Origin of the sequence: Streptococcus sp. 27098_8_73 (assembly GCF_041432495.1) — a bacterium.
In the GTDB taxonomy this organism is placed as follows: Bacteria; Bacillota; Bacilli; order Lactobacillales; family Streptococcaceae; genus Streptococcus.
In genome coordinates this window covers 66,232-91,337 of the sequence record NZ_JAPVZT010000008.1, presented here as the reverse complement: position 1 = coordinate 91,337, position 25,106 = coordinate 66,232, and the positions used below count along the sequence as shown (strand labels likewise).

The following is a 25,106-nucleotide window of genomic DNA, read 5'->3' as shown; positions in this document are numbered from 1 at the left end:
AACATTTGACTTGTTGACAACGGCACTAGCTGCGTCGTAGCCTTTGAAGGTCCATGTACCGTCATTGACAGTATCTGTGTAGGTCGCTTGCGCTGGTTGTTGAGCCGAAACAGAGGCACCATTCACATATGTTGCACTGTCGCTTGGAGTCAATGCTGCGATGGCTGCTGGAAGAGCTTTATCTGCTGTCTCGCTCTCAAAGCGATAAGTAGCTTGGTACTTCTTAGCTTCAAAGGCCCATTTCCCTACAAACTCTACATCGGCCTTGTTGACAACGGCGCTAGCTGTGTCGTAGCCTTTGAAGGTCCAAGTGCCATCGTTCACTGGGTCTGTGTATGTAGTTTGAGATGGTTGCTGAGCGGAAACAGAGGCACCATTCACATATCTTGCACTGTCGCTTGGAGTCCAACCTGTGATTTCCGCTGGAAGAGCTTGACCTGATGTGGCGCTCTCGAAGCGGTAACTTGCTTGGTACTTGTTGGCTTCAAAGGCCCATTTTCCTACAAACTCAACATCGGCCTTGTTCACGACTGCATTGTCTGCGTCGTAACCCTTGAAGGTCCAGGTACCGTCATTGACAGTATCTGTGTAAGTGGTTTCCGCTGGTTGTTGAGCTGAAACAGAGGCACCATTCACATATCTTGCACTGTCACTTGGAGTCAATGCTGCGATCGCTGCTGGAAGCGCTTGACCTGATGTGGCGCTCTCGAAGCGGTAAGTAGCTTGATACTTGTTGGCTTCAAAGGCCCACTTACCTGTGAAAGTCAAATCAGCTTTTTTCACAATCTTACTTTTGGCATCATAACCAGCGAAAGTCCAGGTACCATCATTCACATCATCTTTGTAAGTCTTTGTTGTCGGCTCTTCTGGTACAACTTTTTGCGTGTTGTAATAGCTTGAGCTGTCTTTTGGTGCTTTCTTCTGGATAAATTCAGGCAAATCAACACCAGCCGTTTCGCTTTCAAAAGTATAGCTTACATGATGCGGTCTAGGCGTTACTTCCCAGATACCTGTGAATGTCACGCGCTTGCCATTATACGTCGCATTCTTCTGATCGTAACCTTTGAAGGTCCAGACATAGTCTTTTTCTTCTTCAACTACTGATTCTTTAGCAGGTTGTTTGGCTACAATGGTGTCACCAACCTTATAAGAAGCCTCATCATTTGGAAGCATTCCCAAAATACTTTGTGGCAATGGAACACGTGCGTCAGAAGATTTGAATACATATTCTGGATTTGGAGTAGGTACCCAGCTTCCAAGGAAAGTCTGTCTACCTTTTGCTACAACGATTTTTTCTTTATCGTATCCTGCAAATGTCCAAGTTACCTTGTTTGCTGTGTCAACATAAGTCGTTTCACTTGGTTGCTCAGCATCTACTTCTGTAAGGAACAGACCGCCCATCTTATAATCAATTGGGTTTTTCGGAGTCAACTTGGTGATATGATCTGGTAATACGAAATCAGGATTAGTTGATTGGAACTCATAGTCTATACCATTTGGCGTAAAGCTCCAAGATCCTGTGATGGTCTTCACTTTTGTACCTGTAATAGCTTTTCCGTATTTATCTGTATCAAAACCATGGAAAGTCCAAGTACCTGTCGGAACAGTTACTGTAGTTGTGTCCAGTTTGCTTGCATCTTTGTAATCATCAGCTCGAGCGACAAAATCAGTGCCAGCTGGAAGCATGTCGCGAATCTTATTTGGAAGAGGATAAGCAGGAGTCGAGTTAGTAAATTTATACTCTACCCTATAGATCGTATCAGACTGATCAGTCGGAACCAAAATCCATTTCCCTCTAAAGATAACGTCTCCTGCCCCGACTGTTTTCACACGTGGAGAAATAGTCGTATTATCATCTTCATAGTAGTCATCAAAGACCCAAGTTCCTCTGCCATCAGGATCCTCAAATCTTGTTTTAGACGGCATTTTAACGCGAGCTTTTTCACCCTTGACAAATTCTCTTTCGTAAGTGATTAGATTATACAAAGTTGATGGCGGATAGATCGTTTGACCAGAATCATCTTTTGAATCTGTATAGAAGTCATAATAAACACTACGCTTAGTCGGTTCAAAGGTCCAGTGGAGAGTGTAAGTAGAGTCCTCATCGTCAGTTGGCTTTTCCACTTCCTCAGGTTGCTTAAAAACCCATGTACCATCATTTTCTTCATCTGTGTATGTGTAAAAATCGCGAAGGACATTCTTGACATTATCAGAATACTCATCTGGAGATGTCGTGATAGGAGCAGGGATTTGTGCCTTCAAATCATCAGGAATAGTCTTCCCTGGAGTATCACTGACAAAATTAAAGGAAACAACCTTATCTCTGTGTGGTGTGAAGGACCAAGTACCTGTAAAGAGGACCTTATCTTTATTGACCACTTTGCTATCAGCGTCATAGCCTTCAAATTTCCAAGTTCCCTTGTTGGCAAAGTCCATGTAGGTCGTCTTAAGGGGAGCTACTGCATTTACAGTATCGCCATCATTATAGGTATTTGTATTACTTGGCGTTAGGGCTTTAACTTCCTCTGGTAGAGATAGGCTAGGATCCTTACTGATGAACTCATAGTTTTCTGAATACTTGTCTGCTACAAAAGTCCAAGTACCTGTGAACTTAAGGTTCCATCCTTTGTGATCCCACTCGCTTACTGGTTTTTCAGTAAAATCGTAGCCTGTAAAGGTCCAGGTACCCTTGTTAACTGCATCATAGTAGGACTCTTGAGTCGGTCTAACAGACTGAACCATCTCACCTTTCGGGTATTGCTTTCTCTTTGCATACTCCCATTCAGGCATATTTGTTGGCTTCAAATTATTAATTTCCGCTGGAAGAGGCTTATCTGAGCTATCGCTGACAAACTCGTAAGTCGGTTTCCGAGGAACCCCTTTAAATACAAACTCCAATGGTATTGTAACTTTTGGTATTTCCCCATATGTAGCCGCCCGCTCTAGTTCACGACTGAAGGTTAAATCTACTACATCTTCCTCAAAGGTCCAATTTCCTTCATTTTCCGCATCATAAAAGGGTTTGTAGAGATTTTGAGCTTCATCATAGCGGAGCAAAGCAGCTACCGTGTCCAGTATATCTTTAGGTAAATGCTCATCTCGTTTATCAAACTGATTGAGAGAAAGCTTGTAATCGTATAGCTTACTTTCTAGATCTTTTATCTCCTTAGGAAGAGGTAATTTATATTCGTCACGTGAGGTCTTAGGACTACTTGGTAACTTATAAAAATTCTCAAAATCGTGCTGGTTCATAGGTTTGTAGGATACAATGACATCCTCAAAGTATTTCCAAGTTCCTACAAACTCCACATCGCCATTGTTTGCCACTTTACTTGGAGCATCAAAACCAGTCAAAGCCCAATAGCCTTTTCGATTAGGAAATTCTTCTGAAGTATAAAAAACATATTCAAATTCTTTTGGTCTTACTACTTCACCCTCAGCAAATCTTCTTCTATCTTTTGGACTCCAATTTGCAACATAAGATGGCGGAGTTTTTCCAGGTGAGCCATTAACCGCTCTATAGGTAGCCTTATATGGTGTCGGCGTAAATTCCCACTTACCTGTGAAGAAAACATCATCTTTGTCAATCACCTGACTATCATGGTCATAGCCCTTAAAGGTCCATCTACCACTTCCATCATACTCTACATAAGTTGTTTCAGTTGGCTGGATGGCCTTTACTTTATCGCCCTTTTTGTAGATTTTTGTATCTTCTGGCTTCAAGTAGTTCAGAGCAAGCGGAGTTGTTTTTCCTGGTGTAGCACTTTCAAACTCATAAAGTACTGAGCGAGGAGTTTTATCCTGATCTGGGATGAACTTCGGATTTTTATCACGAAGACCAGAATTGACAAAGTTCACGAGATTGCGATAAACCTTATCAATTTCTTCTTGCTTTGTTGCAGTTTGAAGCACACCATCAGCAGCCGTCATTACGCCATTCAAGATTTCTAGACTATCGTCTGTCTTACTTGAAAAGTCCTTGCTGCGCAAGTTTTTGAGGTAGTTCTCTAAAGCGCTCTTGTTTAGACTTGCATTTGCTGAAGCAGGTTGAGCAGTGGCTGCAGCTGGCTGGCTTGTGCCTGTAGCTGGCTGAGCATTTTTAAAAGTAGTCGAATCTGTCGCTTGACTTGCCTCTGTCTCAGCAGGCGTAGCAGATTTCAATGAGGCTTGGTTATCCCCTTGCGTTTCTGTCTGTGCTGGCGCAGGAACTGTTGTTGTGATAGCCTCTTTACTTTCTACTTGCACGGGTGCAGAAGGCGTTACTGAGACAGTCTCTTGAGTTTCTGTTTTCGCTGGTTCAGAAGTTCCCACCGAGACTTGATTTTCTGACTTATTTTCTACTTGAGCTGTAGCCACAAGCTCATCCGCATGGGCTACTTGACCCGCTCCAATCGCTGCGGGTGCAAACAAAAATCCAATCGCAAGTGATACAGTAGCAACTGATAATTTGCGGATTGAATACTTTATCTTTCTATCCTGAAAAAACATCTTTTCCTCCTTTTTGCTTTTTCGATAACTATTATAGCATAAAGAAGAGGAATTGCATATATTTTGAATTATTATTTAAGGGTTTATGATTACTTATAGGATAGGAAATTTAACCTATATAACTATATGCATTGGCCTATTTTTTCAGCAAAAATTATCTCATCCAAACAAAAAAATTGAAAAAGATAGCTAGGCTACGCTTCTTCAATCTTCTTGATTTCTTTATCTAGACGCTAGCAATCAAATATTCTATTCATCCTCCGCCGCAAAACCATCTTTTTTGATGGCATACTGCTCTATGATGCCATTATGGCCAAAGAGAACTCCGTGGAGGACTCCGCCATAAACAGCTCCGCCATCCATGCCAATCTTGCCATCCTCAGTCATCCAAAGCTGATCAGTTCCCGGCGCTTCATGCAAGAGATAAAATGTCGGTGTATGGCCAAAGACAATCGTTTTGCCAGTCTGATTGCTGCCTTCATGAAATGGCGCGCGAATCCAAACCTTTTGATAATCACTGGTCTCTCGCCAGTCTTTCAGCTCCAAATCTAGGCCGGCATGGACAAAAATGTACTGCTCTGTCTCCAATAGGAAAGGCATCTGGCGAATAAAATCTACTAAATCTACCGCCTCCGTCTTGACACGTTCCGCGTCTGCCACTCCATCTACAGGAGCATTGAGAGGCCGGCCTAAAAGCGAATTAATCGTCGTATCTCCGCCATTGCGTTGGTAGTGGTCATAAGACTTTTCAGGATTGTCCAGCCAGGTCAGAAACATATACTCATGATTACCAGAAAGACAGATAGCTCCTTTCTGATCAACTAAATCCTTGACCCGCTCCAAAACTGCTCGGCTGTCCTCGCCACGATCGATCAAGTCGCCTAGAAAAACTAATTGGCTGCGACCATCCCAGTGCTGGAGCAGCTCATCTAGCATACTAGCCTTACCATGGACATCACCAATTGCAAAATATTCTGTCATATGCGCCCCTCCTAAAGGAGACCGAAACACTAGTGTCTCAGCCTCGCTTGTTTATTTCTTTAATAATTCTCTAGCCTGCGTCAAAGCAGCCTCCGTCACATCTTCACCAGCCAGCATCTTAGCAACTTCCTGAACACGCTCGTCAGCCGTCAGCAGGCGAACCGTCGAGACGGTCGAATTCTCATCCGAAATCTTCTCAATAAAGAACTGATAATCGGCAATCGCAATGACCTGCGGCAGATGGGAAATTGCCAAGACTTGACCGTTGGAGCCAATCTTGTAAATCTTCTGAGCGATGGCTTGAGCCACACGGCCAGAAACGCCCGTATCCACTTCGTCAAAAACAATGCTGGTCTTGCCTTCCTTACGAGAAAAAGCTGACTTGATAGCCAACATGAGACGGGAGAGTTCGCCGCCAGAGGCAACCTTCACCAAAGGTTTGAAATCCTCTCCCGGATTGGCTGAGATGTAAAACTCTACTTGCTCATTTCCTTCACGGTTGAACTTGCCCTTACTGAACTGTACTTTAAAGCGCGCCTTTTCCATGTAAAGTTCTTGCAACTCCTGCTTGATTTCCGCTTCCAGCTGGGCTGCTAGACCATGACGAGCCTGACTCAGCTCCTGGGCCAGCTCTACCAGCTCTCTCTCCAAGGTCTTCAGCTCTCGGTCCATATCCTCTGAGGACAAGTTGCTGCCAGTTAAAAGGCTGTATTCTTTGGAAATCTGAGCAAAGTATTCCAGCACATCATCTACTTGGCCGCCGTATTTACGGGTGATGCTGTTAATCAAGTCTAAGCGACTCTCCACTTGCAGCAGCCGATCTCCGTCAAAGTCCAGTCCATCCAAAATATCCTCTAGGCGCTTGCTGACATCTTCCAAGACATAATAAGTCTCTGACAAGCTACCAGACAGTTCCTTGTAGGCTGGATCGTAATCCTCGATAGACTCAAGGTCATTCATAGCTGAGCGGACATTGGTCAAACTGGAAAAGTCTTCATTATCCAGCATAGTATAGGCGTTGGTCAGCGTATCGGCAATTAGCTTGTGGTTGAGCAAACGATCTCGCTCCTGATGCAGGGCAGTATCTTCACCGCTTTTTAGGGCTGCACTTTCGATCTCCGCCATCTGGAACTCCAGCATCTCAATTCTGGCCTTATGCTCCTGCTGATTTTTCTGCAGAGTCAGGACTTGCTTACGCAGGCTTCGATAGCGGTCAAAGGTTTCCTGATAGCGGCCTTTGAGATGCAAAAAGTCTGCTGAGCCAAACTCATCTAGCATGGCAATATGAAGCTGGGGTCTCATCAGCTCTTCCTGATCATGCTGACCATGGATATCCACCAAGTGCTGGCCGACAGCCTTTAGAACAGATAAATTAACCATCTGGCCATTGATACGGCTGACACTGCGGCCGTTTTGCAGAATTTCCCGACGGATAATCAGCTCATCGGTCAGCTCCCAGCCCTGCTCCTCAAAAATCTCTCGCAAAGCTCGGCTATTTTCCAGCGAAAAAAGTCCCTCTATCTCAGCTTTGGGCGCTCCATGGCGAATCACATCCGTCGTCGCACGACTACCTAGCATCATGTTCATGGCGTCAATAATAATAGACTTGCCGGCTCCGGTTTCCCCGGTCAAAACCGTCATACCTTGCTCAAAATTAAGGGAAATCTCCTCAATAATGGCAAAATTTTTAATTGAAATTTCTAATAACATAGGCTTTCCTACCAATTATTGATTTCAGCCGTGACTTTTTGGGCTGCACTTTCACTCACTGCAACGATTAGGATACTGTCATTATCCGCAATGATGCTGAAAACTTCCTCAGCAAATTCTTTACTCAGATGGCGCTTGACTACCGCCGCACTCCCTGGCACCAGATTGAGATTGAGCATATTTCCTAGATTTTGACAGGCCAAAATATTATTTTCAGCCAGCTTCAGACTATTGGTAGCTGTTTTGGGAAGATCATAGATATAGGTATTATCTTTAAAAGGGATTTTTACAATCCCTAGCTCCTTGATATCTCGTGAAACCGTTGCCTGTGTCGCTGTAATACCAGACTCCCTGAGATGTTCTACAATTTCCTCTTGGGTGCCAATCTCAAACTCACTAACAAATCGTCTGATTTTCTCTAATCTATCCTTCTTCTTCATCTTTAAATTCCTTGTGGGCTGCCTCTACGACAGCAACTAAGTCTTGCTCCAGCTCATTTTTCGGCTGCTCGCTTTTCTCCAGAAAGGCTAAAAATTCAACATTTCCATGCCCGCCTTGAATCGGAGAAAAATCCAAACCTTTGACTGAAAAACCTGCTTCCAGCATAAAGGCTGTCACAGTTTCCAGCACCGCCAAATGAACTTTCTTGTCCTTGATAATCCCCTTCTTGCCAATCTGCTCGCGGCCAGCCTCGAACTGAGGCTTGATCAAGGCCACGACCTGACCTCCCTCCTCTAAAATCTGATAGAGGGCCGGCAAAATCAGGCTGAGCGAGATAAAGCTGACATCAATGCTGGCAAAGCTGGGCCGAAAGTCAAAATCAGCTGGCTCGGCATAGCGAAAATTGAACTGCTCCATGCTGACAACCCGTTCGTCTTGGCGAAGTTTCCATGCTAACTGGTTAGTCCCAACATCAACAGCATAGACCAGCTTAGCTCCATTCTGCAGCATGACATCGGTAAATCCTCCAGTTGAAGCTCCGATATCCAAGGCCACTCGGTCTGCCACCGAAAGGCCAAACACTTGCAAAGCCTTTTCTAATTTTAGGCCGCCACGACTGACATACTTGAGTTTTTCTCCCTTGAGCTTGAGCTCTGTCGCATCATCGATTTTTTCACCCGGCTTATCAAAGCGCTCTCCATTCGCAAGTGACACGACCAGACCAGCCATTACTCCACGCTTGGCCTGTTCTCGAGTCTCAAAGAGTCCTTGTCGATAAGCCAGTACATCCACTCTTTCCTTAGCCATCCAGTCTCAAACTTTCTATTATTTTTTGAATTTCTTTAGCTGAAAAATCACTTTCTTTTTCTAGTTGCCCCAGTAGACTTTTCGCTTGTTCCAGCGTTTCATCGAAAAAGTCACTGGCTCCATCTAAGCCTAGCAAGGCTGGATAAGTTGATTTCTCAGCCGCCAGATCCTTCTGCGGTGTCTTACCGATCTGCTCAAAACTAGCCGTCACATCTAAAATATCATCCCGCACCTGAAAAGCCAAACCCAAGAGCTCTCCCGCCTGACGAAGCTTCCCTAGAACTGATTGACCAGTCTGAGCAATGATCCCAGCCGCTACAAAAGGATAGGCCAAGAGCTTACCTGTCTTATTGGCATGGATGGTCTGGAGCTGATCCATGGTCAACTTGCGGCCTTCTCCCTGCATATCCAAAACCTGCCCAGCCACCATACCAAAGGAGCCAGCCGCCAGAGACAGCTCTGCTATCAGCTCCACCTTGACCTGACTAGGGAGCTCTGCCATTGCCACCAACCCATAAGGATCCAAAAAGAGAGAATCTCCAGCCAAAATGGCCATATCCTCCCCAAATTTCTTGTGGCTGGTCAGACGGCCTCGGCGGTAGTCATCATTATCCATAGCTGGCAAATCATCATGGATCAGGCTGCCAGTGTGAATCATCTCCAGAGCTGCTGCCACTTGAAAGTGGGCAGGAGTTAATTCCAGACAAAAACCCTCCAGCAACTCCAAAAGCAAGAGAGGACGAATCCGCTTACCACCAGCCTCGACAGAATAGAGAATGGTCTCAGTCAAATCCGCTGACACTTTCTTGCTCTGATAAAAATCTTGAATCGTCAGGCCAATTTGCCTGATTTTAAACTCTCTTGTCATTCCATATCCGTTTCTGTGCCATCCGCCTGCATGACCTTGACCAAGGTCTTTTCTGCCTGATCTAGCGTCTTTTGCAAATCTTTAGACAACTGCATGCCCTTCTGGAATTCAGCGATTGCTTCTTCCAAGGCAACATCTCCATTTTCCAGCTTCTGGACAATGGATTCCAAATCAGCTAAATTTTCTTCAAATTTCTTGTCTTTTGACATCTTTTACCTCAACTTGGACCTGACCATCCCGCATAAGAATCGTCAACTGGTCCTTCTCCTTGATATCCTGACTGGACTCGATTACTGTTTCATTTTTTTGAATAATAGCATAGCCCCGCGCCACAATGCGACTGGTATCCAGCATGAGTAGCGCATCAGACAGCCGCTTGGCTTCAGCCACCTTATGGTCATAGATAACCGCCATATTGCTACGCAACAAGCGCTCTTGCTGGTTCACCTGCTCCTGATAGCGCTGCACCTGACGCAGGGGTGACAAAGATTCCAAGCGATGCTGGAGAATCTTGACCTGCTGGACTTCTTCACTATAATATTCGCGAATTTTTTGCTTTAACCGTAGATTGAGCTGATCTAACTTTTGCAGATAGCCATCATAAAGCCGTTCTGGCTGACGAAAAATAACAGATGAAGCCAATTTATGCAAGCGTTCCCGCTGGTAAGCCAGACGATTGGAAGCTGCATTAGACAGACGATTTTGCTGCTGATTCAAATGCCCCAGAAGATCCAGCTTGGTGACTGGTGTCGCCAATTCAGCGGCTGCTGTGGGGGTTGCTGCTCGTCGATCTGCCACAAAGTCAGCCAGAGTCGTGTCCGTTTCATGGCCCACACTGGAAATAATCGGAATCTGGGACTCAAATATAGCTCGTACGACGATTTCTTCATTAAAAGCCCAAAGATCCTCGATGGATCCGCCACCTCGACCTATAATCAAGACATCCAAATCTTCTCGCTCATTGGCTCGACGGATATTAGCCGCTACCTCGGCGGTAGCTCCTTCGCCCTGAACCTTGGTTGGATAAAGTAGAATGTCCACACCGGGAAAACGGCGGCTGACTGTCGTGATAATATCTCGGATGACAGCTCCACTAGGACTGGTCACCACCCCAATTTTCTTAGGAAATTGAGGCAAGGCTTGTTTAAATTTATCTTGAAAAAGACCTTCTTCTCCCAGTTTTTTCTTGAGCTGCTCAAACTGAACAGCCAAGGCGCCAATGCCGTCTGGTTCAGCCTTTTCAATGACAATCGAATATGACCCACTTGGCTCATAGAGCTGGACACGGCCAATGACATTGACCTTCATGCCCTCTTCAAGTTCAAAACCAAGCTTTTTATAAACACCTGACCAAATAGTCGCCTGAATGACTGCCTTCTCATCCTTGAGGGAAAAATACTGGTGATTGGGGCGCTTACGAAAATTAGAGACCTGACCTGTCAGATAAACCCGTTCCAAATAAGGATCTCGGTCAAACTTCATCTTCAAATAACGGGTCAAAGTCGAAACCGATAAATAATCTGGCATGTCGCTCCCTTTCTATTTTCTAGTATTTGCGTAACCTTTATTATACCAAAAAATGGAAGAAGGCGGTGCTTCTAAGTTCCCAATTTTCAGGATAAAAATCACTAAGATTTTGTACTTTCCTTGATAATTTGATACATTTCTATGCGCAACTGTTGCGCAATGAACTCTAAGGTTAGTAAACTAGGAATCGAATCGCCTGCCTCAATACGAGCCAGCTGTCTGACTGTCAAACGAGTCTCATCCTCACACAGCAATTCCCTTGTCATTTTACGTTGTTCCCGCAGTTCTCGAATTTTTTTCCCAATTGCTACTTTTAGCTCTGACATGGCACTTTCCGCACTTATCCTTTTCTACTAGTTTTTATACTTTTAACTCTCATACTTTATTTTTATTATAGCACAAAAAAGTTTTCTATCGTATTAACTTTTTTCTATAAATTAAAAAAGTAATCATGTGAGAAAGTTGATGAATCTTATACTTTTCCTAACTAAGACAAGATTTCCTAATCCACAAAAAGAGGCTCGGATTTTTCCAAGCCTCCCAAGATTTATTGACTAAAATTTTTCATCCAAGTTGGAATTCGTTGACTCAGTTCTGTCGGTAATACCACATAAACCTCTTTGGCTAATTCATCCGCTATGGCTGAATGCAAGTAGGTCGCAGCTGTTACTCTTTCAAGAAGTGAAGCCTGCTGAAATTGACCTGCAAAGCCAGCAATCATACCTGCCAAGGTATCTCCCATACCACCAGTTGCTTGATAGGGACCACCAACCTGCAACTGATAAATATCCTTTTCTCCACTCTGAAAAACTCGCGTTCCATTCCTTTTCTGTACAACTAGAGTTCCCTTAGGAAATTGGTCAACAGCCTTTTGGCTAGATTTTTCGTCCTGCGACTCGATGGGCAAGCCAGACAAGCTTTCCCATTCTTTCTGGTGAGGGGTAAAAATTGTCTGGGACTTTGGAAAAGGCAGAGCTTGCTTGGCAAAAAGTGAGATAGCGCCCCCATCCATGATCAAGATTTGTTGCTTATTTACAAGCTGTAAAACCAGCTGTAGCACTGATTTCTCTAAAGAATTTTCAGCCAAACCCGGTCCGATTAAAATAACAGTAGCCTTGCGGATCTGCTCCATTAATCGCTCTCGCTCCTGCAAATCAAAGGCCATAGCCTCTGGCAGATGGGCATGGAGGGCAGGAATATTTTCCCGTTCAGTTGCAACAGTCACCAAACCAGCTCCGCTCCTTACTGCGGCCAAGGCAGCCATGATAATAGCTCCGCCATAGGGATAGGTCCCGCCAATCAAGAGCAGGCGACCATAGTCGCCTTTATGGCTGTCTGGCGATCGATTTATAATAACCTTTTTCAAAAGCCTGTCACTGACTAGTTTCATCTTTGATCCTCTATAATTATTTAAATGTTTTCAAAAACCAATATTAGCCGCTCGAGCATTTTAGCTAAAGAAACTCGACTACCATTTTCTATCTCTGATAAGCATATCTTTATTGAATTCTAGTTGCGTAAGAGAACAGTGTTGAGCCCAACAAAAAGCATTATCTTTTTTCACTTCAAAATCAAAAGCTAAAATGACTCTCCATCTCGCCAGTTACCGCCAATAAGTATTTCCTATACTTTGACAATTTTTTCCGAAATTTCCAATCTTTATTTCGACCCGAGCAATTTTTCTTCTCCCATATTTTACCATATTTTCGCTTGATACTTAAAATGAAGAAATAAATTCAGAGCAAGATTTCTGTGGGACTATTACATTGCTTACTACCACAGTACCTAAAAAAATGGAGACTTTCATCAAAGAAAACTATACCACGAAACTCTAGCCTCATCTAAAAAGGGCCCAGCGGATTTTTAAAAACATGCAGCTGCTAATGTAACTTTTTAGTTGTAATCAAAAACGACTATCGGCTCATCCAAATAAACAAATTTATCTTGAAAACAAAAAAGGTCCACTGGACCTTTTTAACCACCTAGATATGCTTTTCGGACTTCGTCAGAAGCGAGAAGCTCTTGACCTGTTCCAGATAGAACGATTTTTCCTGTTTCAAGAACATAACCACGGTCTGCGATAGACAATGCTTTATTGGCATTTTGCTCAATCAAAAGCACAGTTGTCCCCTGCTTTTGGATATCTTGAATGATATCAAAGATTTCTTGAATGAAGATTGGAGCCAGCCCCATTGATGGCTCGTCCAAGAGCAAGAGCTTAGGAGTAGACATGAGCGCTCGACCCATAGCCAACATCTGCTGCTCACCACCTGAAAGGGTTGCAGCATCTTGGTTTTTACGCTCTTCCAGGCGTGGGAAACGAGAGAAGACCTTTTTGAGATTGGCTTGATTTTCTTCACGATTTTTCTTAAGAAAAGCTCCCATTTCAAGGTTCTCCAAGACAGTCAAACCTGGGAAAATATGGCGCCCTTCTGGAACCTGTGAAAGCCCCGCAGCCACAATCTTTTGAGCAGGCACTTTTTGAATTTCATTACCTAAAAATTCAATCTTTCCAGCACTTGGGCGAACCAAGCCAGAGATCGTGCGGAGGATGGTCGTTTTACCAGCACCATTGGCACCGATAAGGGAAACAACCTCTCCTTCGTTGACTTCAAAGCTGACATCACGGACAGCCTGAATCATGCCATAGTGGACAGATAGATTTTCAACTTTGAGCATGGACATTAGGCTTCACCTCCTAGATAAGCTTCAATAACGCGCTTGTCATTCTTAATCTCATCTGGTGTGCCGTGGGCAATCAAGCGACCGTACTCTAGTACGTAGATACGCTCAGTTACTTCCATAACCAGACTCATATCATGCTCAATCAGCATGATGGTAATATTAAATTCATTTTTAATCCGACGGATCAGAGCAGTCAGCTCAGCTGTTTCCTGTGGATTCATCCCAGCAGCTGGCTCATCCAAGAAGAGAATCTTTGGCTCTGTGGCAAGCGCTCGGACAATCTCCAGACGACGCTGTTGACCATAAGCCAAATTTTTAGCTAAAGTTTCTGCTTCCTTATCCAAGTCAAAGATAGCCAGCAATTCCAGAGCTTTTGCTTTCAATTCCTCTTCATTTTTATAAAATGCTGGAAGACGGAAGAAAGAAGCCAACACATGAGGTTTATGATGATTACCGAAAGCAATCAGTACATTATCCAAAACAGTTAAATCTTTAAAAAGACGGATATTTTGGAAAGTCCGGCTGAGACCCAGTGTTGCAATCTTGTAAGGTGTTTTACCATTCAGCAAATGACCATCCAAAGTAACTGTTCCCTCACTCGGTTCATAAACACCCGTCAAAAGGTTGAAAAGAGTTGTCTTTCCAGCACCGTTAGGCCCGATAAGACCGACCAGTTCCCCTTCGTTCAATTCCAGAGTCACGTCACTAACAGCTGTTAGTCCTCCAAAATTTTTGGTTAATTTTTTCACATCAAGAAGTGCCATTATTCTTTGACCTCCTTATTCTTTTTAAAGAGCTTAGCCAAGCTAAATTCCCAAGTACCAAGCAAGCCGCCTGGACGGAAAATCATCACCAAGATTAGGGCAAGTGAATAAACAATCATCCGAACGCTTGAGATATCTTGTAAAAGCATATTGAGGATACCCAATACCACTGCCGCAACGATTGCTCCAGTCATTGATCCAAGACCGCCAAAAACGACGATAATCAAGACATTGATTGTATTAATAAAGGAATAGTCTTTTGGTACAACAGAGCCAACAAATCCAGCCTGCAAAGAACCTGCAATAGAAGCTGTAATAGCCCCAAAAACGAAAGCAATGACTTTAATTTTTGTTGTATTGACACCGACAGACTCTGCCGCAATCTCGTCCTCGCGAACAGACAAGGTGCTACGTCCGATAGGACTGCGGAGGAAGTTAAGAGTCAAAATAGTTGTAATTACGACAAAGACATAAACCAATTGCCAAGAGGTAAAGTTAGGAATGGATAGGATACCTGCCGCACCATTAGTCAGATCGCTTCCATTGACAATCAGAATCCGTATAATTTCAGAAACACCCAGCGTCGCAATTGCCAAATAGTCTCCCTTTAAGCGCAGGGTCGGAATACCAACAAGCAGAGCTACTGCACCTGCAAGCACAGCGCCAACTAACATAGCAATAAAGAAAGTGCCATAGTTTGGAGATTTAGAGCCCATGATAGCTACTGCATAGGCACCAATGGCCATAAAGCCAGCATGCCCAAGCGAGAATTGTCCAGAAAAACCAACGATAAGATTGAGGCCAACAGCCAAGATAATATTAATCCCAATCTGCTCAAAGATTTGCAGATAGAAAGGATTGAGAATACCTGTGCTAGCAAGCACTGTCATCAATAGATAGCCAAAGAGGATCAGAGCAAGCCATAACGCATTTACTTTTAAATTATTTTTCATACATTACACCTTCTCTTTCACGTTTTTACCTAGAATACCAGCTGGACGAACCAATAGAATGATAATTAAGATCGCATACACAATTGCATCACGGAAATCTGACAATCCAACTGCTGTTGCAAAAGTTTCCAAGAGACCGATTACAAAACCACCCAAAGCTGCCCCTGGGATGATACCAATTCCTCCCAAAACTGCCGCAACGAAGGACTTGATACCTGGTGTCATTCCCATCAGTGGCTCAAGCGAGTTGTAGTAAAGGGCAATCAGAACCCCTGCTGCTCCTGCCAAGGCTGAACCCAAGGCAAAAGTAAAGCTGATCGTACGATTGACATTAATCCCCATCAGCTGGGCAGCATCGCTATCCACGGAAACAGCCCGCATGGCTTTACCCATTTTCGTCTTTTGCACAATAAACTGCAAACCAACCATGAGTAAAATAGAAATTCCCAAAATCATCAGTTGAATATTGGAAATCGAAATTGGCCCAAGCGTATAACGCACTGTTTTAATCACTTGAGGGAAGGAGCGAGTATTGGCACCTACAAAGAAGACCATCCCGTACTCCAAGAGGAAAGAAACCCCAATTGCTGTGATCAAGGCTGCAATCCGTGTTGAATTGCGCAAAGGACGATAGGCTAAGAACTCAATCACTACACCAAGGATCGCTGTTCCAACCATAGATAAAATAAGGGCTACAAAGAAGTTTAGGTGAAGGGTGTTAATCAGGTAATATCCCATAAAAGCACCAATCATATAAATGTCTCCATGCGCGAAATTAATCAGTTTGATAATTCCATAAACCATGGTATAACCCAAGGCCAGAAGCGCATAAACACTCCCCAAAATCAATCCATTAGCCAATTGCTGAAGAAATTGTTCGAGCATTCCACACCACTCTTTCTAATATAAAATAAGAGCAGAAACAACAATCTCAGACGAAGCCTTGTCTTGTCGTCTCTACTCAAACATCATAAGCAAGTAAGAAACAAGTCAAAGACTGGGTTTGTCCCCAGCCTCAGACCCTTTATTCAGGTTTAACTGTTTCAACAGTTTCTACTTTACCATCTTTCAAACCAATCATCAAGGCTGTCTTCACAGGATTGTGATCTTTATCGATGGTAATAGATCCAGTAACTCCTTCAAAGTCTTTTAACTTAGCAAGGTTATCTTTAATATCTACAGATGTTTTTGCACCCTTAGATGCTTCTGCTGCCATATAAACTGCGTCATATGAAAGGGCTGCAAACATTGAAGGTTCTTCGTTATATTTAGCTTTGTAAGCTGCAACGAATTTCTTCGCTTTATCTGTCATGTCACCTGAAGTTGAGAAACCAGATACATAATAAACATTAGTTGCTGCTGCTGGAGTTGCTTGCTCAACGAATTTGGCATCGCTAAATCCATCAGGTCCAACGATTGTTTGGTTAATTCCCAAACCACGCGCTTGGTTAACCAACTTACCAGCTTCTGTGTAATAACCTGGCACAATCAGTGCATCAAAGTCTTTACCTTTGATTTTTGTCAAAGCTGCTTGGAAGTCTGAGTCACCAGAAGCGAAAGTTTCTGTCGCAACGATTTCACCCTTGTATTCTTTCTTGAAAGCTTCTGCCATTCCTTTTGCATAATCGCTTGAATTATCATAGTAAAGAACGACTTTTTTAGCTTTCAAAGTATCAGTTACATATTTAGAAATGATTTTACCTTGGTAACCATCAGTAAAGGTTGCACGGTACAAATAATCTTGTTTATTTGTCAAATCATCTTGTGTTGCACTTGGTGTTACCAAAGGAACTCCTGCTTTACCAGCATTTGCAATTGCGGCAGCGACGGCACCTGAAGTTGCAGGACCAATGATTGTGTTAACTTTGTCTTGAGTTACCAAGCTTGTAGAAATAGTTGCAGCTTCTGCAGTTTCTGATTTATTGTCTTTATCAGTTACTTCGATTTTCTTGCCATCTACACCACCAGCTGCGTTGATTTCATCAACAGCAAGTTGAGCACCGTGTTGTTCTGCAGTACCGTAAGCCGCTACAGCGCCAGTTTCTTCAAAGTTGAAACCGAATTTAAGTGTTTTACCGATTTCTGTTCCAGTAGCAGATGAGTTGTTTGTAGAAACTTCCCCACAGGCTGCTAGAAGCGCAGCACTAGCAAAAGCTACAAGCGAAAGTGCAAATTTTTTCTTCATGAATAATCTCCTCTATTTTGTTTTTTGCTATGTTTGCAAATGATATAGTAAGAATATACCGAATTATCTGACAATTGTCAACCCAAAGAAGCCATTTTTTTAAATAATAGCGTTTTCTTGGTTTCTAAATAAACTTCCAACAAAATTCGTATCCAGATTTTGGATCTCGCAAGTCTGGATTTTTTTGATATAGGACTCTTTTGACAGGCTCTCCTTCAGAGAATCCGCCTGATCTTTTGCCACATAAAGCTGCAAATAACGGTGTTTCTTAGAATGATAAATAATATCTCCAACATGAGCCAGCTTCTTTGCATCGCGATTATAGTATAGATGAATGATGAAACCCATTCGTTCCTCTTTTTTAAACATGACAATCCTCTCTGGTCATTTGTACTCTATTGATTATATCAAAAAAAGCCCACAAATGGGGCATTTTTTCCTAGTTATAAATGAAAACTAGCTAAGATTATTATTAGCCATGATTTCATCGATGAAACCATATTCCAAGGTTTCTTGAGCACTCATCCAGTAATCACGTTCGGCATCTGCGTGAATTTGCTCAACCGATTTACCAGAATTATCAGCAAGAATTTGCTCCAAGGTCTTACGAGTCTTGAGCAAATGCTCTGCTGCAATGGCCATATCTGTTTGCTGAGTACCGCCACCAGTACCACCCATTGGCTGGTGGATCATATACTCTGCGTTTGGAAGCATGAATCGTTTGCCCTTAGCACCGCTAGAAGCAATGATAGTTCCCATGCTAGCTGCCATTCCCATGACAATCGTCTGCACATCAGACTTAATGAAGTTCATAGTATCTACAATCGCCAATCCCGCTGACACAGAGCCACCCGGAGTATTAACATAAAGATAGATGTCCTTGGTGCTGTCTTGTGCATCTAGGAAAAGCAATTGCGCAATAACAGAATTAGCCATATTGTCCTCAACAGGACCTGTCAGCATGATAATACGGTCTTTTAAAAGGCGTGAGTAAATGTCATAAGAACGCTCACCACGGCTGGTTTGTTCAATAACTACAGGAATCATGAATATTTTCTCCTTCATTCGATCTATTCATTATTATATCTTTTTGGTCAAAAAAGGTCAAATATTTGCTTTCTCTGTCGGATGACAGAAAGCAGCGCTGAGATTATCTTTGGTTTAGAAAGCACAAATCCACCGGTTTGGCAGAACTTTCCTTTTTGTAACTTCTAGCTATTATTTTGTACCAAAGAGGCGGTCACCAGCATCTCCGAGACCTGGAACGATGTAGCCGTGCTCATTAAGATGATCATCAAGGGCAGCAGTGAAAATATCTACATCAGGATGAGCATCCTGCAAGGCTTTAACACCTTCTGGAGCAGACACTAAGCAGACAAAGGTGATGTTGCTTGCGCCACGTTTCTTCAGAGAATCTACAGCCAAAATAGCAGATCCACCCGTAGCCAACATTGGATCGACAACAAAGATTTGACGTTGGTCAATGTCTTCTGGCAATTTTACCAAATATTCAACTGGCTTCAAGGTTTCTTCGTCACGGTACATTCCAATGTGGCCGACTTTAGCAGCAGGAACCAAGCTCAGGAGACCATCTACCATACCGATACCAGCCCGCAAGATTGGGACAATCGCCAATTTTTTCCCTGCAATCTGCTTTTGAACTGTTTTCGTAATTGGTGTTTCAATTTCTACATCTTCAAGTGGTAAATCGCGCAAAACTTCGTATCCCATCAGCATTGCGATTTCATCTACCAATTCACGAAAAGCTTTAGTAGAGGTATCTGTACGACGCAAGATAGACAATTTATGCTGAATTAGTGGATGAGCAATAACTTCAAGTTTTCCCATGATTGGATTTCCTTCTTTCATTTTATTCTTCTTATTATATCAAAAAAGAAGAAAAAAGGCTTGCAACAAGCAAACCTTTTCATCTATTTTGATTACTTTTTGATAGAAGAGTTTGATTTCAATTTAGGCTTTATTGATAGACTATTACACCAAACCTTCTAGGAGACCTCTCATAAAGTTCTCAGAGTTAAACTCGCCGATATCGTCAATTTTCTCGCCAAAACCAATCAGCTTCACTGGAATATCCAGTTCCTGACGAATGGCAAGCACAACACCACCGCGCGCAGTTCCGTCAATCTTAGTCAGGACAATACCTGTCACAGGCGTAATTTTTGAAAATTCTTTGGCCTGAACCAGCGCATTTTGACCAGTGGAAGCATCCAAAGCTAGGAAGGTTTCGTGCGGCGCTGCTGGATCCACCCGCTTGATAATGCGACCGATTTTTTCCAGCTCTGCCATGAGATTGTCCTTATTTTGCAAGCGACCTGCTGTATCAATCATGAGAATATCGACATTTTCAGCCTTGGCCCTTTCTAAACCGTCAAACACGACACTGGCTGGATCGCTCTTTTCTGGACCAGTCACAACAGGCACATCGACTCGGCGACCCCACTCAGCCAGCTGGGCAACTGCTCCAGCTCGGAAGGTATCTGCTGCCACCAGCATCACTTTTTTACCTTCTTGCTTGTATTTATAGGCCAATTTACCGATTGAGGTCGTCTTGCCTACGCCATTTACTCCGACAAAGAGCATGACAGTCAAACCGTTTTGGAAATTGATTTTTTCATTAAAGCGGCCATCTTTCTCATAGATATCGACCAATTTTTCAATGATTAGTTGGCGCAAGGCTTCTGGTTTCTTAGCATTTTCCAGGCGTGCTTCATAGCGCAAGTCCTCAGTTAGATTGGAAGCTACCTGCACACCGACATCACTGGTAATCAGCAATTCTTCCAAGTCTTCAAAGAAATCTTCGTCAACTGAGCGGAAATTAGCAAAGAAGGCATTGAGACGAGCACCAAAGCCAGTCCGCGTCTTTTTTAGACTGCGGTCATACTTGTCTTGAACACTCTCTTCTTGGTATTCAGTAGAACTCTCAGATGTTTCTGCGGGAGTCAGTTCTTCCTCTGCCTCTTCTCCATACTCGGTCGAGTCTACTTTTGAAGAAGTGCTTGCTTCCTGCTCACTAGATACTTCTTGCTCTGATTCGTAGTTAATTTGCTCTCTCGCTGCAGCCAAACGTTCCTGTAATTCTTGGTAATAATCTCTGCTTTCAGTCGCCGCTTCTGATTCGCTACTACTTTCCAACGCTTGATTTGCTGAAGTTTCAGACTGCTCTTCTGCCTCAGCCAAAACTTGTTCAGGACTTTCCTCGTCTTCAAGCACTGGTTCAGATAAGTCAGCTTGTTGAGTAGTTGGGGCAAATTCCTGCTCAGAAATTGCTGAATCTGTAGACTCTATCTTCTCTTCTAACACAAACTCTACTTCCTGAGTTTCCGCTGTTTCTTCATTGGAAGCAGCAAGAGGCTGGGATTCTGCCTCAAATGGGACTTCAGTCTCTGTAGTCTGATAACTCTCCTCTGCCTGCTCCTCTAACTGGGGCTTTTCTTCAAGTTCCTCTTTTTTACGTCCAAAAAGACGGTCAAATAATCCCATTCTTTAGTTCTCCTTCAATACATATTTCCGAATGGCCCAAGCAACTGCATCTTCATCATTGGTCATCGGAGTGACAACTTCTGCGACTTCCTTGACTTCTGGCACAGCATTTTGCATGGCAACTCCTAGCCCAGCCCAAGCAATCATTGACAGATCATTGGCTTCGTCACCGCAGGCCATAACTTGGCTTTTATCAATTCCCAAGTGGGCAATCAGTTTCTCCAAACCAGTCGCCTTGTGGACATTTTTCGGTGACCATTCCAGCAGCATTTCCCGTGATTTGAAAATCTCATACTGGTCAAACAGTTCGGGCGCAATATGAGGAATGGCTGCATCCAGCGGTTCCTGAGCAAAGGCTGTGACGCACTTATTGTAGGTAATTTGGCTAGAAAGGTCTTCAAAAGCAATGGATTCAAAGTTCAGAGCTGGATTAAACTCCGCATAGAGCGATACTTGGTCTGATTGAATCTGATAAACCAAGCCCCCATCAATCGCATCCAGAGGCAGACCCAATTTCTCAGTCTCTTCATAAATTCTAGCTACATCATCGTAGGCAAAAACTGTTTTATCCAAAATTTCGCCTGTATTGCGCTGAACTAGACCACCATTAAAGGTAATGGTGTATTCATCTGCCTGACCATCAGTGCCCAGCTCATGCAGGAAAAATTCCATAGCCTTAAGCGGACGCCCTGTGGTCAATACAACTTTGACACCTTGCTGCTGAGCCGCTTTGAGCGCTGCCAGATTCCCTTGAGAAATCTTTTTATCCGTAGTCAAAAGCGTCCCGTCCAAGTCCAAAGCGATCAATTTAATATCAGCCATTATAAGCCCTCCATGTAGGTCATAACAGATTGGGCCGCATGGTGGCCAATCACTTCTTTCGCAACTGCCAAAATTTCCGGCCGTGCATTTTCTGGTGCAATCGGGTGCCCCACCACCTGCATCATATGCAGGTCATTGAGGTTATCGCCAAAAGCCATGACCTGGTCCATTTCTAGGCCTAGCTTCTTAGCTAGCTCGACAAGAGCCACGCCTTTATCCACATAGTCCAGCACGATATCAATCGACTTATAGCCTGTTGTCATCGCCTTGACACCTGCGACATTTTCATTGACCCAGGCTTCGCCGTCGGCCACTGTTTCTTCGCTGAAATTGGTCGTGAATTTAAAAATCTCGTCTGTAATCTCACTAAAATCAGCAACTTTTTGGATATTTTCATTATAATTAGCGCTGAAAGAGAGATAAGTCGGATCTACTGTCTCTAGCACATAACAGCCTTTTTTCCCTGTCAGAAGCAACTCATTGATATTGACAAAAGGCGACTCCTTAAGCTTGTCAAATACCTTTAGATAAAATTCTCTTGGCATGGTTGCTTCGTATAGATCTTTTCCTTGAAACTCTACTAGGCTACCATTTTCTGCGATAAAGATAATATCATCCCGAACTTCATGAAAGAGCTTCTCAAGAGAGAGAATCCCTCGACCACTGGCAACAGCAAAGTAGATGCCCTTTTCTCTAAACTGAGCTAGCAGGTGCTTGAGCCGCTCCATATCAAACTGACCCTTGTCATCTAAAAAAGTCCCGTCCATATCTGTGGCAATGAGTCTTATCATACAATTATCTCCTTTTTTGAATTAGGGGTGTGCAAAGGGCATTTAGGGTATGCATCTTTTAAGGATTTAGGCAACCCCCATCATTTCTCATCTCTGTTAATCCTTTATATTATATCATAAAACTAACACTTCATTCCACAGATGAAAAACAGTCAGATCATATTTCTATGACCTGACCGTTTTTGATATTGTTTATACTATATCTATTTACTTTTTTATTTTATAAAATAACATCACATAAACTTTTTATATATTTAGTTATCCTAAATTCAATTTATGTTTTGCTATTTGGCAAATACGTTCTGGCGAAGCGTGGTCTACAAACTGACTTAGCAGTCTTCGAGTCGCCAGCTTCCAAGGTGTTGGTTTGCCTGGCGAATGGCTTTGATTTCGGCGTGCAGCGTGGCGTCTTGTTCCTTTTCACGTAAGTTATGACCACGCCCAATAATTTCACCATTCAAGACCACGACAGCCCCGATTGGCACTTCCGCTTGGTCATAGGCTTTCTGCGCTTCCTTCAACGCTTCCCTCATAAAGAATTCTTTTTCATGAAGTCCATGTTCTTACTGATAGACGCGCTTCGTCACGACTAGACTATGCGGTCTCTCAAACTCCTTATCTAAGTAATCTTGGTACGTTCCTGGTGAAATAAATCCTCGGGCGCTTAAAATATCGGTGCCTGCTGTCCCGACAATCGTATCGGCTAGCAATACACAGTTGGTACTCATCACAAAATACGTCTTGAATTTTGAAGAGGTAAATTTATACAAGAGTGCATCTGCTTCTTGTTTGAGCTTGTAGGCATACATTGGTTCTTCTTTGTCGATTCCAGGATGCTTAGGTTTCACCATTTTCGGTGGATCCCAAGGCACTGTCAGCGACATCAATTTGGCGATTTCCTTATCGATGGCCGCGAGTTGTTCTGGAGACAAGGCAAGACCATATCCCAGTAGGGTCTTATGATTTTCGCGTTTACAAAATTCGATGTATTTTTCACGGTCGGCACTGAAAAGTACCCCGTCCCCCATCGTTCCAAAGAGGCGCTCCGAATTCGTATCGTAGTTTCCGAATGAAATAATGCGGCCCTTATAACACAGGTCGACATGCCCGATGGCTCCAAACCCGTCTTTTGTGACATGAATAAACATCTCTAAGTTTGGTTCTGCATTTTCTTTGGCACGGTCGTAAATTTCTGAAGCCGTTTCGCCTTCTCCAAGTTCCAACGCATCATTAATTTTTTGTAAGGTTACTCGAGGAATCAGTGCAGCAAATACAAGCGGCATCCCACGACGCAAGCGTCTGCGAAGGACTTTCTTTCCAACTTCGGCCTCGAAGAACCAGCCGTCCCGAATATTGCTAATCCCATACCCGATAAAATAGAGCGAAAGGAAGAACATTTGCAAATTGCCGTCGCCCCCAAGAGAAATTAAAGTGGCTACCCCGACAACTGAAAGCCAAATGGTATCAAAGAGCAAGCGAAATCGCGGGCGAATATCATCTTTGGCATAAATATAGTATGTCACACCACTAATTCCCGCCTTCATCACTTCATTGAGTCCCATCAAGATGCTTACAATCGCAATCGGCAATGACAGGAAGAATTGATTTCCTGCTAAAAATCCGTAAAGGGAAAATTTCCCTATATTCAGCCATAACGGGTCTTTAGATGCCGCTTTACTAAACCAACGGAATAAGAAATTCCATAGTTCACGGGCCCATAAGAATGTTAAAAACAGACGTAACATCAATTCTGGGAAGCTTGGTCCGAATATAAGGAGCAATATCCCAGCAACAAGGAACGCAATCCCTTCAAAGAGGAGCTTTTTCCCCGTAATCCCTAAGTCGCTAATTTTCTTCATCAATAATACCTCCTACAGCTACCACTGGAGCAGCTTGTTCATGTTTCTCCATCCATTCTTTCACGAGACGGTAAATCACGGCAAAGATTGGTGTGAAGAAAATCATTCCTACTAAACCAAAGAGATTTCCACCGATTAACGTAGTAGCAAGGGTTAGAGCCGTTGGCAACCCTACGGAACTGCCGACAACCCTAGGATAGACGACATTGCCTTCCACTGTTTGAACGACCATAAAGACGACAACCGAAATGAGTGCTTGAATTGGGCTTTCTGTAAAGATGAAGAGCATTACGATTCCGCACGCCATAAACGGCCCGATATTCGGAATGAACGAGAATACTCCGGCCAGCACCCCAACAAGTCCTGCATATGGCAACCCTACAAGAGAGTATGCGGCAAAAATCATAACCCCAACAATTCCCGCCTCGATGATTTGACTCATCAAGAAACGGTCATACGTATCCACGATGACTTCCCCGACATAAGAATGTGCTCAATTTTGTCTTTTAGCAACACCACATTGAGAATGCGAAGCGTTAAACGTGCGAGTATTTCCTTACTTACGAGAATATTAATCATGAAGAAAATCCCCATAATCACAGAGAACACATTTGAGAAGAGCCTATAATATTCGTTGTAAATCCGCCAAGGAATGTAATGACAGACGATATACGCTTTTGTATTATCTATAACCTAGTTTATTTCCATCAACATACCTGTGCCT

General features: G+C 43.3%; 22 protein-coding genes and 2 pseudogenes. All 24 read right to left on the bottom strand.

Annotation, left to right across the window (positions count from 1 at the left end; translation table 11 throughout):
* A partial coding sequence (locus tag O3651_RS06955; protein WP_371610000.1) for an SHIRT domain-containing protein occupies positions 1 to 4,488 on the bottom strand: 4,488 nt, incomplete at its 3' end.
* 249 nt (positions 4,489 to 4,737) lie between these two features.
* Positions 4,738 to 5,469 (bottom strand): metallophosphoesterase, encoded by a 732-nt coding sequence (locus O3651_RS06950; protein WP_371609999.1) that lies wholly within the window; start codon positions 5,467 to 5,469, stop codon positions 4,738 to 4,740.
* 51 nt (positions 5,470 to 5,520) lie between these two features.
* Complete coding sequence (gene recN / locus O3651_RS06945) at positions 5,521 to 7,179, bottom strand: DNA repair protein RecN (protein ID WP_371609998.1); 1,659 nt, start codon at positions 7,177 to 7,179, stop codon at positions 5,521 to 5,523.
* 8 nt (positions 7,180 to 7,187) lie between these two features.
* On the bottom strand, positions 7,188 to 7,619 hold the full coding sequence (locus O3651_RS06940) for an arginine repressor (protein ID WP_045501088.1): 432 nt from the start codon (positions 7,617 to 7,619) through the stop codon (positions 7,188 to 7,190).
* Positions 7,603 to 8,427: a TlyA family RNA methyltransferase gene (locus tag O3651_RS06935; protein ID WP_148887966.1), complete on the bottom strand. Its 825-nt coding sequence runs from the start codon at positions 8,425 to 8,427 to the stop codon at positions 7,603 to 7,605. The genes O3651_RS06940 and O3651_RS06935 overlap by 17 nt, the downstream gene beginning before the upstream one ends.
* Positions 8,420 to 9,295 (bottom strand): polyprenyl synthetase family protein, encoded by an 876-nt coding sequence (locus tag O3651_RS06930; RefSeq protein WP_371609997.1) that lies wholly within the window; start codon positions 9,293 to 9,295, stop codon positions 8,420 to 8,422. Before O3651_RS06930 ends, O3651_RS06935 begins: the two co-directional genes overlap by 8 nt.
* Positions 9,292 to 9,504, bottom strand: coding sequence for an exodeoxyribonuclease VII small subunit (locus O3651_RS06925; RefSeq protein ID WP_288930362.1), 213 nt, complete (start codon positions 9,502 to 9,504; stop codon positions 9,292 to 9,294). Before O3651_RS06925 ends, O3651_RS06930 begins: the two co-directional genes overlap by 4 nt.
* Complete coding sequence (xseA, locus tag O3651_RS06920) at positions 9,482 to 10,822, bottom strand: exodeoxyribonuclease VII large subunit (RefSeq protein WP_371609996.1); 1,341 nt, start codon at positions 10,820 to 10,822, stop codon at positions 9,482 to 9,484. The genes O3651_RS06925 and xseA overlap by 23 nt, the downstream gene beginning before the upstream one ends.
* 101 nt (positions 10,823 to 10,923) lie before the next feature.
* Positions 10,924 to 11,148: a helix-turn-helix domain-containing protein gene (locus O3651_RS06915; RefSeq protein ID WP_005589514.1), complete on the bottom strand. Its 225-nt coding sequence runs from the start codon at positions 11,146 to 11,148 to the stop codon at positions 10,924 to 10,926.
* A 221-nt stretch (positions 11,149 to 11,369) separates the two neighbouring features.
* A complete protein-coding gene (locus O3651_RS06910) occupies positions 11,370 to 12,212 on the bottom strand; it encodes an NAD(P)H-hydrate dehydratase (protein WP_125383650.1) in 843 nt (280 codons plus the stop codon).
* 584 nt (positions 12,213 to 12,796) lie between these two features.
* Positions 12,797 to 13,507, bottom strand: a complete 711-nt coding sequence (locus O3651_RS06905) for an ABC transporter ATP-binding protein (protein ID WP_005589511.1) — start codon at positions 13,505 to 13,507, stop codon at positions 12,797 to 12,799.
* Complete coding sequence (locus O3651_RS06900) at positions 13,507 to 14,271, bottom strand: ABC transporter ATP-binding protein (RefSeq protein ID WP_005589509.1); 765 nt, start codon at positions 14,269 to 14,271, stop codon at positions 13,507 to 13,509. Before O3651_RS06900 ends, O3651_RS06905 begins: the two co-directional genes overlap by 1 nt.
* On the bottom strand, positions 14,271 to 15,224 hold the full coding sequence (locus tag O3651_RS06895) for a branched-chain amino acid ABC transporter permease (protein WP_048765757.1): 954 nt from the start codon (positions 15,222 to 15,224) through the stop codon (positions 14,271 to 14,273). Before O3651_RS06895 ends, O3651_RS06900 begins: the two co-directional genes overlap by 1 nt.
* A 3-nt stretch (positions 15,225 to 15,227) precedes the next feature.
* Positions 15,228 to 16,109, bottom strand: a complete 882-nt coding sequence (locus O3651_RS06890) for a branched-chain amino acid ABC transporter permease (RefSeq protein ID WP_005589506.1) — start codon at positions 16,107 to 16,109, stop codon at positions 15,228 to 15,230.
* A 139-nt stretch (positions 16,110 to 16,248) separates the two neighbouring features.
* Positions 16,249 to 17,409, bottom strand: coding sequence for an ABC transporter substrate-binding protein (locus O3651_RS06885; RefSeq protein ID WP_045501074.1), 1,161 nt, complete (start codon positions 17,407 to 17,409; stop codon positions 16,249 to 16,251).
* A gap of 99 nt (positions 17,410 to 17,508) precedes the next feature.
* Positions 17,509 to 17,778 carry a DUF2129 domain-containing protein gene (locus O3651_RS06880; RefSeq protein WP_015605184.1) on the bottom strand — a complete coding sequence of 90 codons (270 nt, stop codon included), beginning with the start codon at positions 17,776 to 17,778 and terminating at the stop codon, positions 17,509 to 17,511.
* Between the two features lie 87 nt (positions 17,779 to 17,865).
* Positions 17,866 to 18,456: an ATP-dependent Clp protease proteolytic subunit gene (locus tag O3651_RS06875; protein ID WP_015605185.1), complete on the bottom strand. Its 591-nt coding sequence runs from the start codon at positions 18,454 to 18,456 to the stop codon at positions 17,866 to 17,868.
* 171 nt (positions 18,457 to 18,627) lie between these two features.
* Positions 18,628 to 19,257, bottom strand: coding sequence for a uracil phosphoribosyltransferase (gene upp / locus O3651_RS06870; protein ID WP_015605186.1), 630 nt, complete (start codon positions 19,255 to 19,257; stop codon positions 18,628 to 18,630).
* A 144-nt stretch (positions 19,258 to 19,401) separates the two neighbouring features.
* Complete coding sequence (gene ftsY / locus O3651_RS06865) at positions 19,402 to 20,910, bottom strand: signal recognition particle-docking protein FtsY (protein WP_015605187.1); 1,509 nt, start codon at positions 20,908 to 20,910, stop codon at positions 19,402 to 19,404.
* 3 nt (positions 20,911 to 20,913) lie between these two features.
* On the bottom strand, positions 20,914 to 21,732 hold the full coding sequence (locus O3651_RS06860; protein WP_015605188.1) for a Cof-type HAD-IIB family hydrolase: 819 nt from the start codon (positions 21,730 to 21,732) through the stop codon (positions 20,914 to 20,916).
* On the bottom strand, positions 21,732 to 22,523 hold the full coding sequence (locus tag O3651_RS06855; protein WP_015605189.1) for a Cof-type HAD-IIB family hydrolase: 792 nt from the start codon (positions 22,521 to 22,523) through the stop codon (positions 21,732 to 21,734). Before O3651_RS06855 ends, O3651_RS06860 begins: the two co-directional genes overlap by 1 nt.
* A 332-nt stretch (positions 22,524 to 22,855) precedes the next feature.
* Positions 22,856 to 23,071, bottom strand: a pseudogene (locus tag O3651_RS06850) (nucleoside deaminase); the annotation flags it as partial.
* Between the two features lie 15 nt (positions 23,072 to 23,086).
* Entirely contained in the window at positions 23,087 to 24,382 is a 1,296-nt protein-coding gene (locus tag O3651_RS06845) for a hypothetical protein (RefSeq protein ID WP_371609995.1), read from the bottom strand.
* Positions 24,369 to 25,053 (bottom strand): annotated as a pseudogene (locus tag O3651_RS06840) (AI-2E family transporter); the annotation flags it as partial. The gene O3651_RS06845 and the pseudogene O3651_RS06840, both read right to left, overlap by 14 nt.
* Between the last annotated feature and the right edge of the window lie 53 nt (positions 25,054 to 25,106).

What these genes read in the sequence shown, in the direction of transcription:
- recN (WP_371609998.1), bottom strand. Translation starts at nt 7,179, where the DNA reads ATGTTATTAGAAATTTCAATTAAAAATTTTGCCATTATTGAGGAGATT.
- O3651_RS06855 (WP_015605189.1), bottom strand. Translation starts at nt 22,523, where the DNA reads ATGATAAGACTCATTGCCACAGATATGGACGGGACTTTTTTAGATGAC.
- O3651_RS06915 (WP_005589514.1), bottom strand. Translation starts at nt 11,148, where the DNA reads ATGTCAGAGCTAAAAGTAGCAATTGGGAAAAAAATTCGAGAACTGCGG.
- ftsY (WP_015605187.1), bottom strand. Translation starts at nt 20,910, where the DNA reads ATGGGATTATTTGACCGTCTTTTTGGACGTAAAAAAGAGGAACTTGAA.
- O3651_RS06885 (WP_045501074.1), bottom strand. Translation starts at nt 17,409, where the DNA reads ATGAAGAAAAAATTTGCACTTTCGCTTGTAGCTTTTGCTAGTGCTGCG.
- O3651_RS06930 (WP_371609997.1), bottom strand. Translation starts at nt 9,295, where the DNA reads ATGACAAGAGAGTTTAAAATCAGGCAAATTGGCCTGACGATTCAAGAT.
- O3651_RS06895 (WP_048765757.1), bottom strand. Translation starts at nt 15,224, where the DNA reads ATGAAAAATAATTTAAAAGTAAATGCGTTATGGCTTGCTCTGATCCTC.
- O3651_RS06935 (WP_148887966.1), bottom strand. Translation starts at nt 8,427, where the DNA reads ATGGCTAAGGAAAGAGTGGATGTACTGGCTTATCGACAAGGACTCTTT.
- O3651_RS06860 (WP_015605188.1), bottom strand. Translation starts at nt 21,732, where the DNA reads ATGGCTGATATTAAATTGATCGCTTTGGACTTGGACGGGACGCTTTTG.
- O3651_RS06845 (WP_371609995.1), bottom strand. Translation starts at nt 24,382, where the DNA reads ATGAAGAAAATTAGCGACTTAGGGATTACGGGGAAAAAGCTCCTCTTT.
- O3651_RS06880 (WP_015605184.1), bottom strand. Translation starts at nt 17,778, where the DNA reads ATGTTTAAAAAAGAGGAACGAATGGGTTTCATCATTCATCTATACTAT.
- xseA (WP_371609996.1), bottom strand. Translation starts at nt 10,822, where the DNA reads ATGCCAGATTATTTATCGGTTTCGACTTTGACCCGTTATTTGAAGATG.
- O3651_RS06900 (WP_005589509.1), bottom strand. Translation starts at nt 14,271, where the DNA reads ATGGCACTTCTTGATGTGAAAAAATTAACCAAAAATTTTGGAGGACTA.
- O3651_RS06875 (WP_015605185.1), bottom strand. Translation starts at nt 18,456, where the DNA reads ATGATTCCTGTAGTTATTGAACAAACCAGCCGTGGTGAGCGTTCTTAT.
- O3651_RS06910 (WP_125383650.1), bottom strand. Translation starts at nt 12,212, where the DNA reads ATGAAACTAGTCAGTGACAGGCTTTTGAAAAAGGTTATTATAAATCGA.
- upp (WP_015605186.1), bottom strand. Translation starts at nt 19,257, where the DNA reads ATGGGAAAACTTGAAGTTATTGCTCATCCACTAATTCAGCATAAATTG.
- O3651_RS06950 (WP_371609999.1), bottom strand. Translation starts at nt 5,469, where the DNA reads ATGACAGAATATTTTGCAATTGGTGATGTCCATGGTAAGGCTAGTATG.
- O3651_RS06940 (WP_045501088.1), bottom strand. Translation starts at nt 7,619, where the DNA reads ATGAAGAAGAAGGATAGATTAGAGAAAATCAGACGATTTGTTAGTGAG.
- O3651_RS06905 (WP_005589511.1), bottom strand. Translation starts at nt 13,507, where the DNA reads ATGTCCATGCTCAAAGTTGAAAATCTATCTGTCCACTATGGCATGATT.
- O3651_RS06890 (WP_005589506.1), bottom strand. Translation starts at nt 16,109, where the DNA reads ATGCTCGAACAATTTCTTCAGCAATTGGCTAATGGATTGATTTTGGGG.
- O3651_RS06925 (WP_288930362.1), bottom strand. Translation starts at nt 9,504, where the DNA reads ATGTCAAAAGACAAGAAATTTGAAGAAAATTTAGCTGATTTGGAATCC.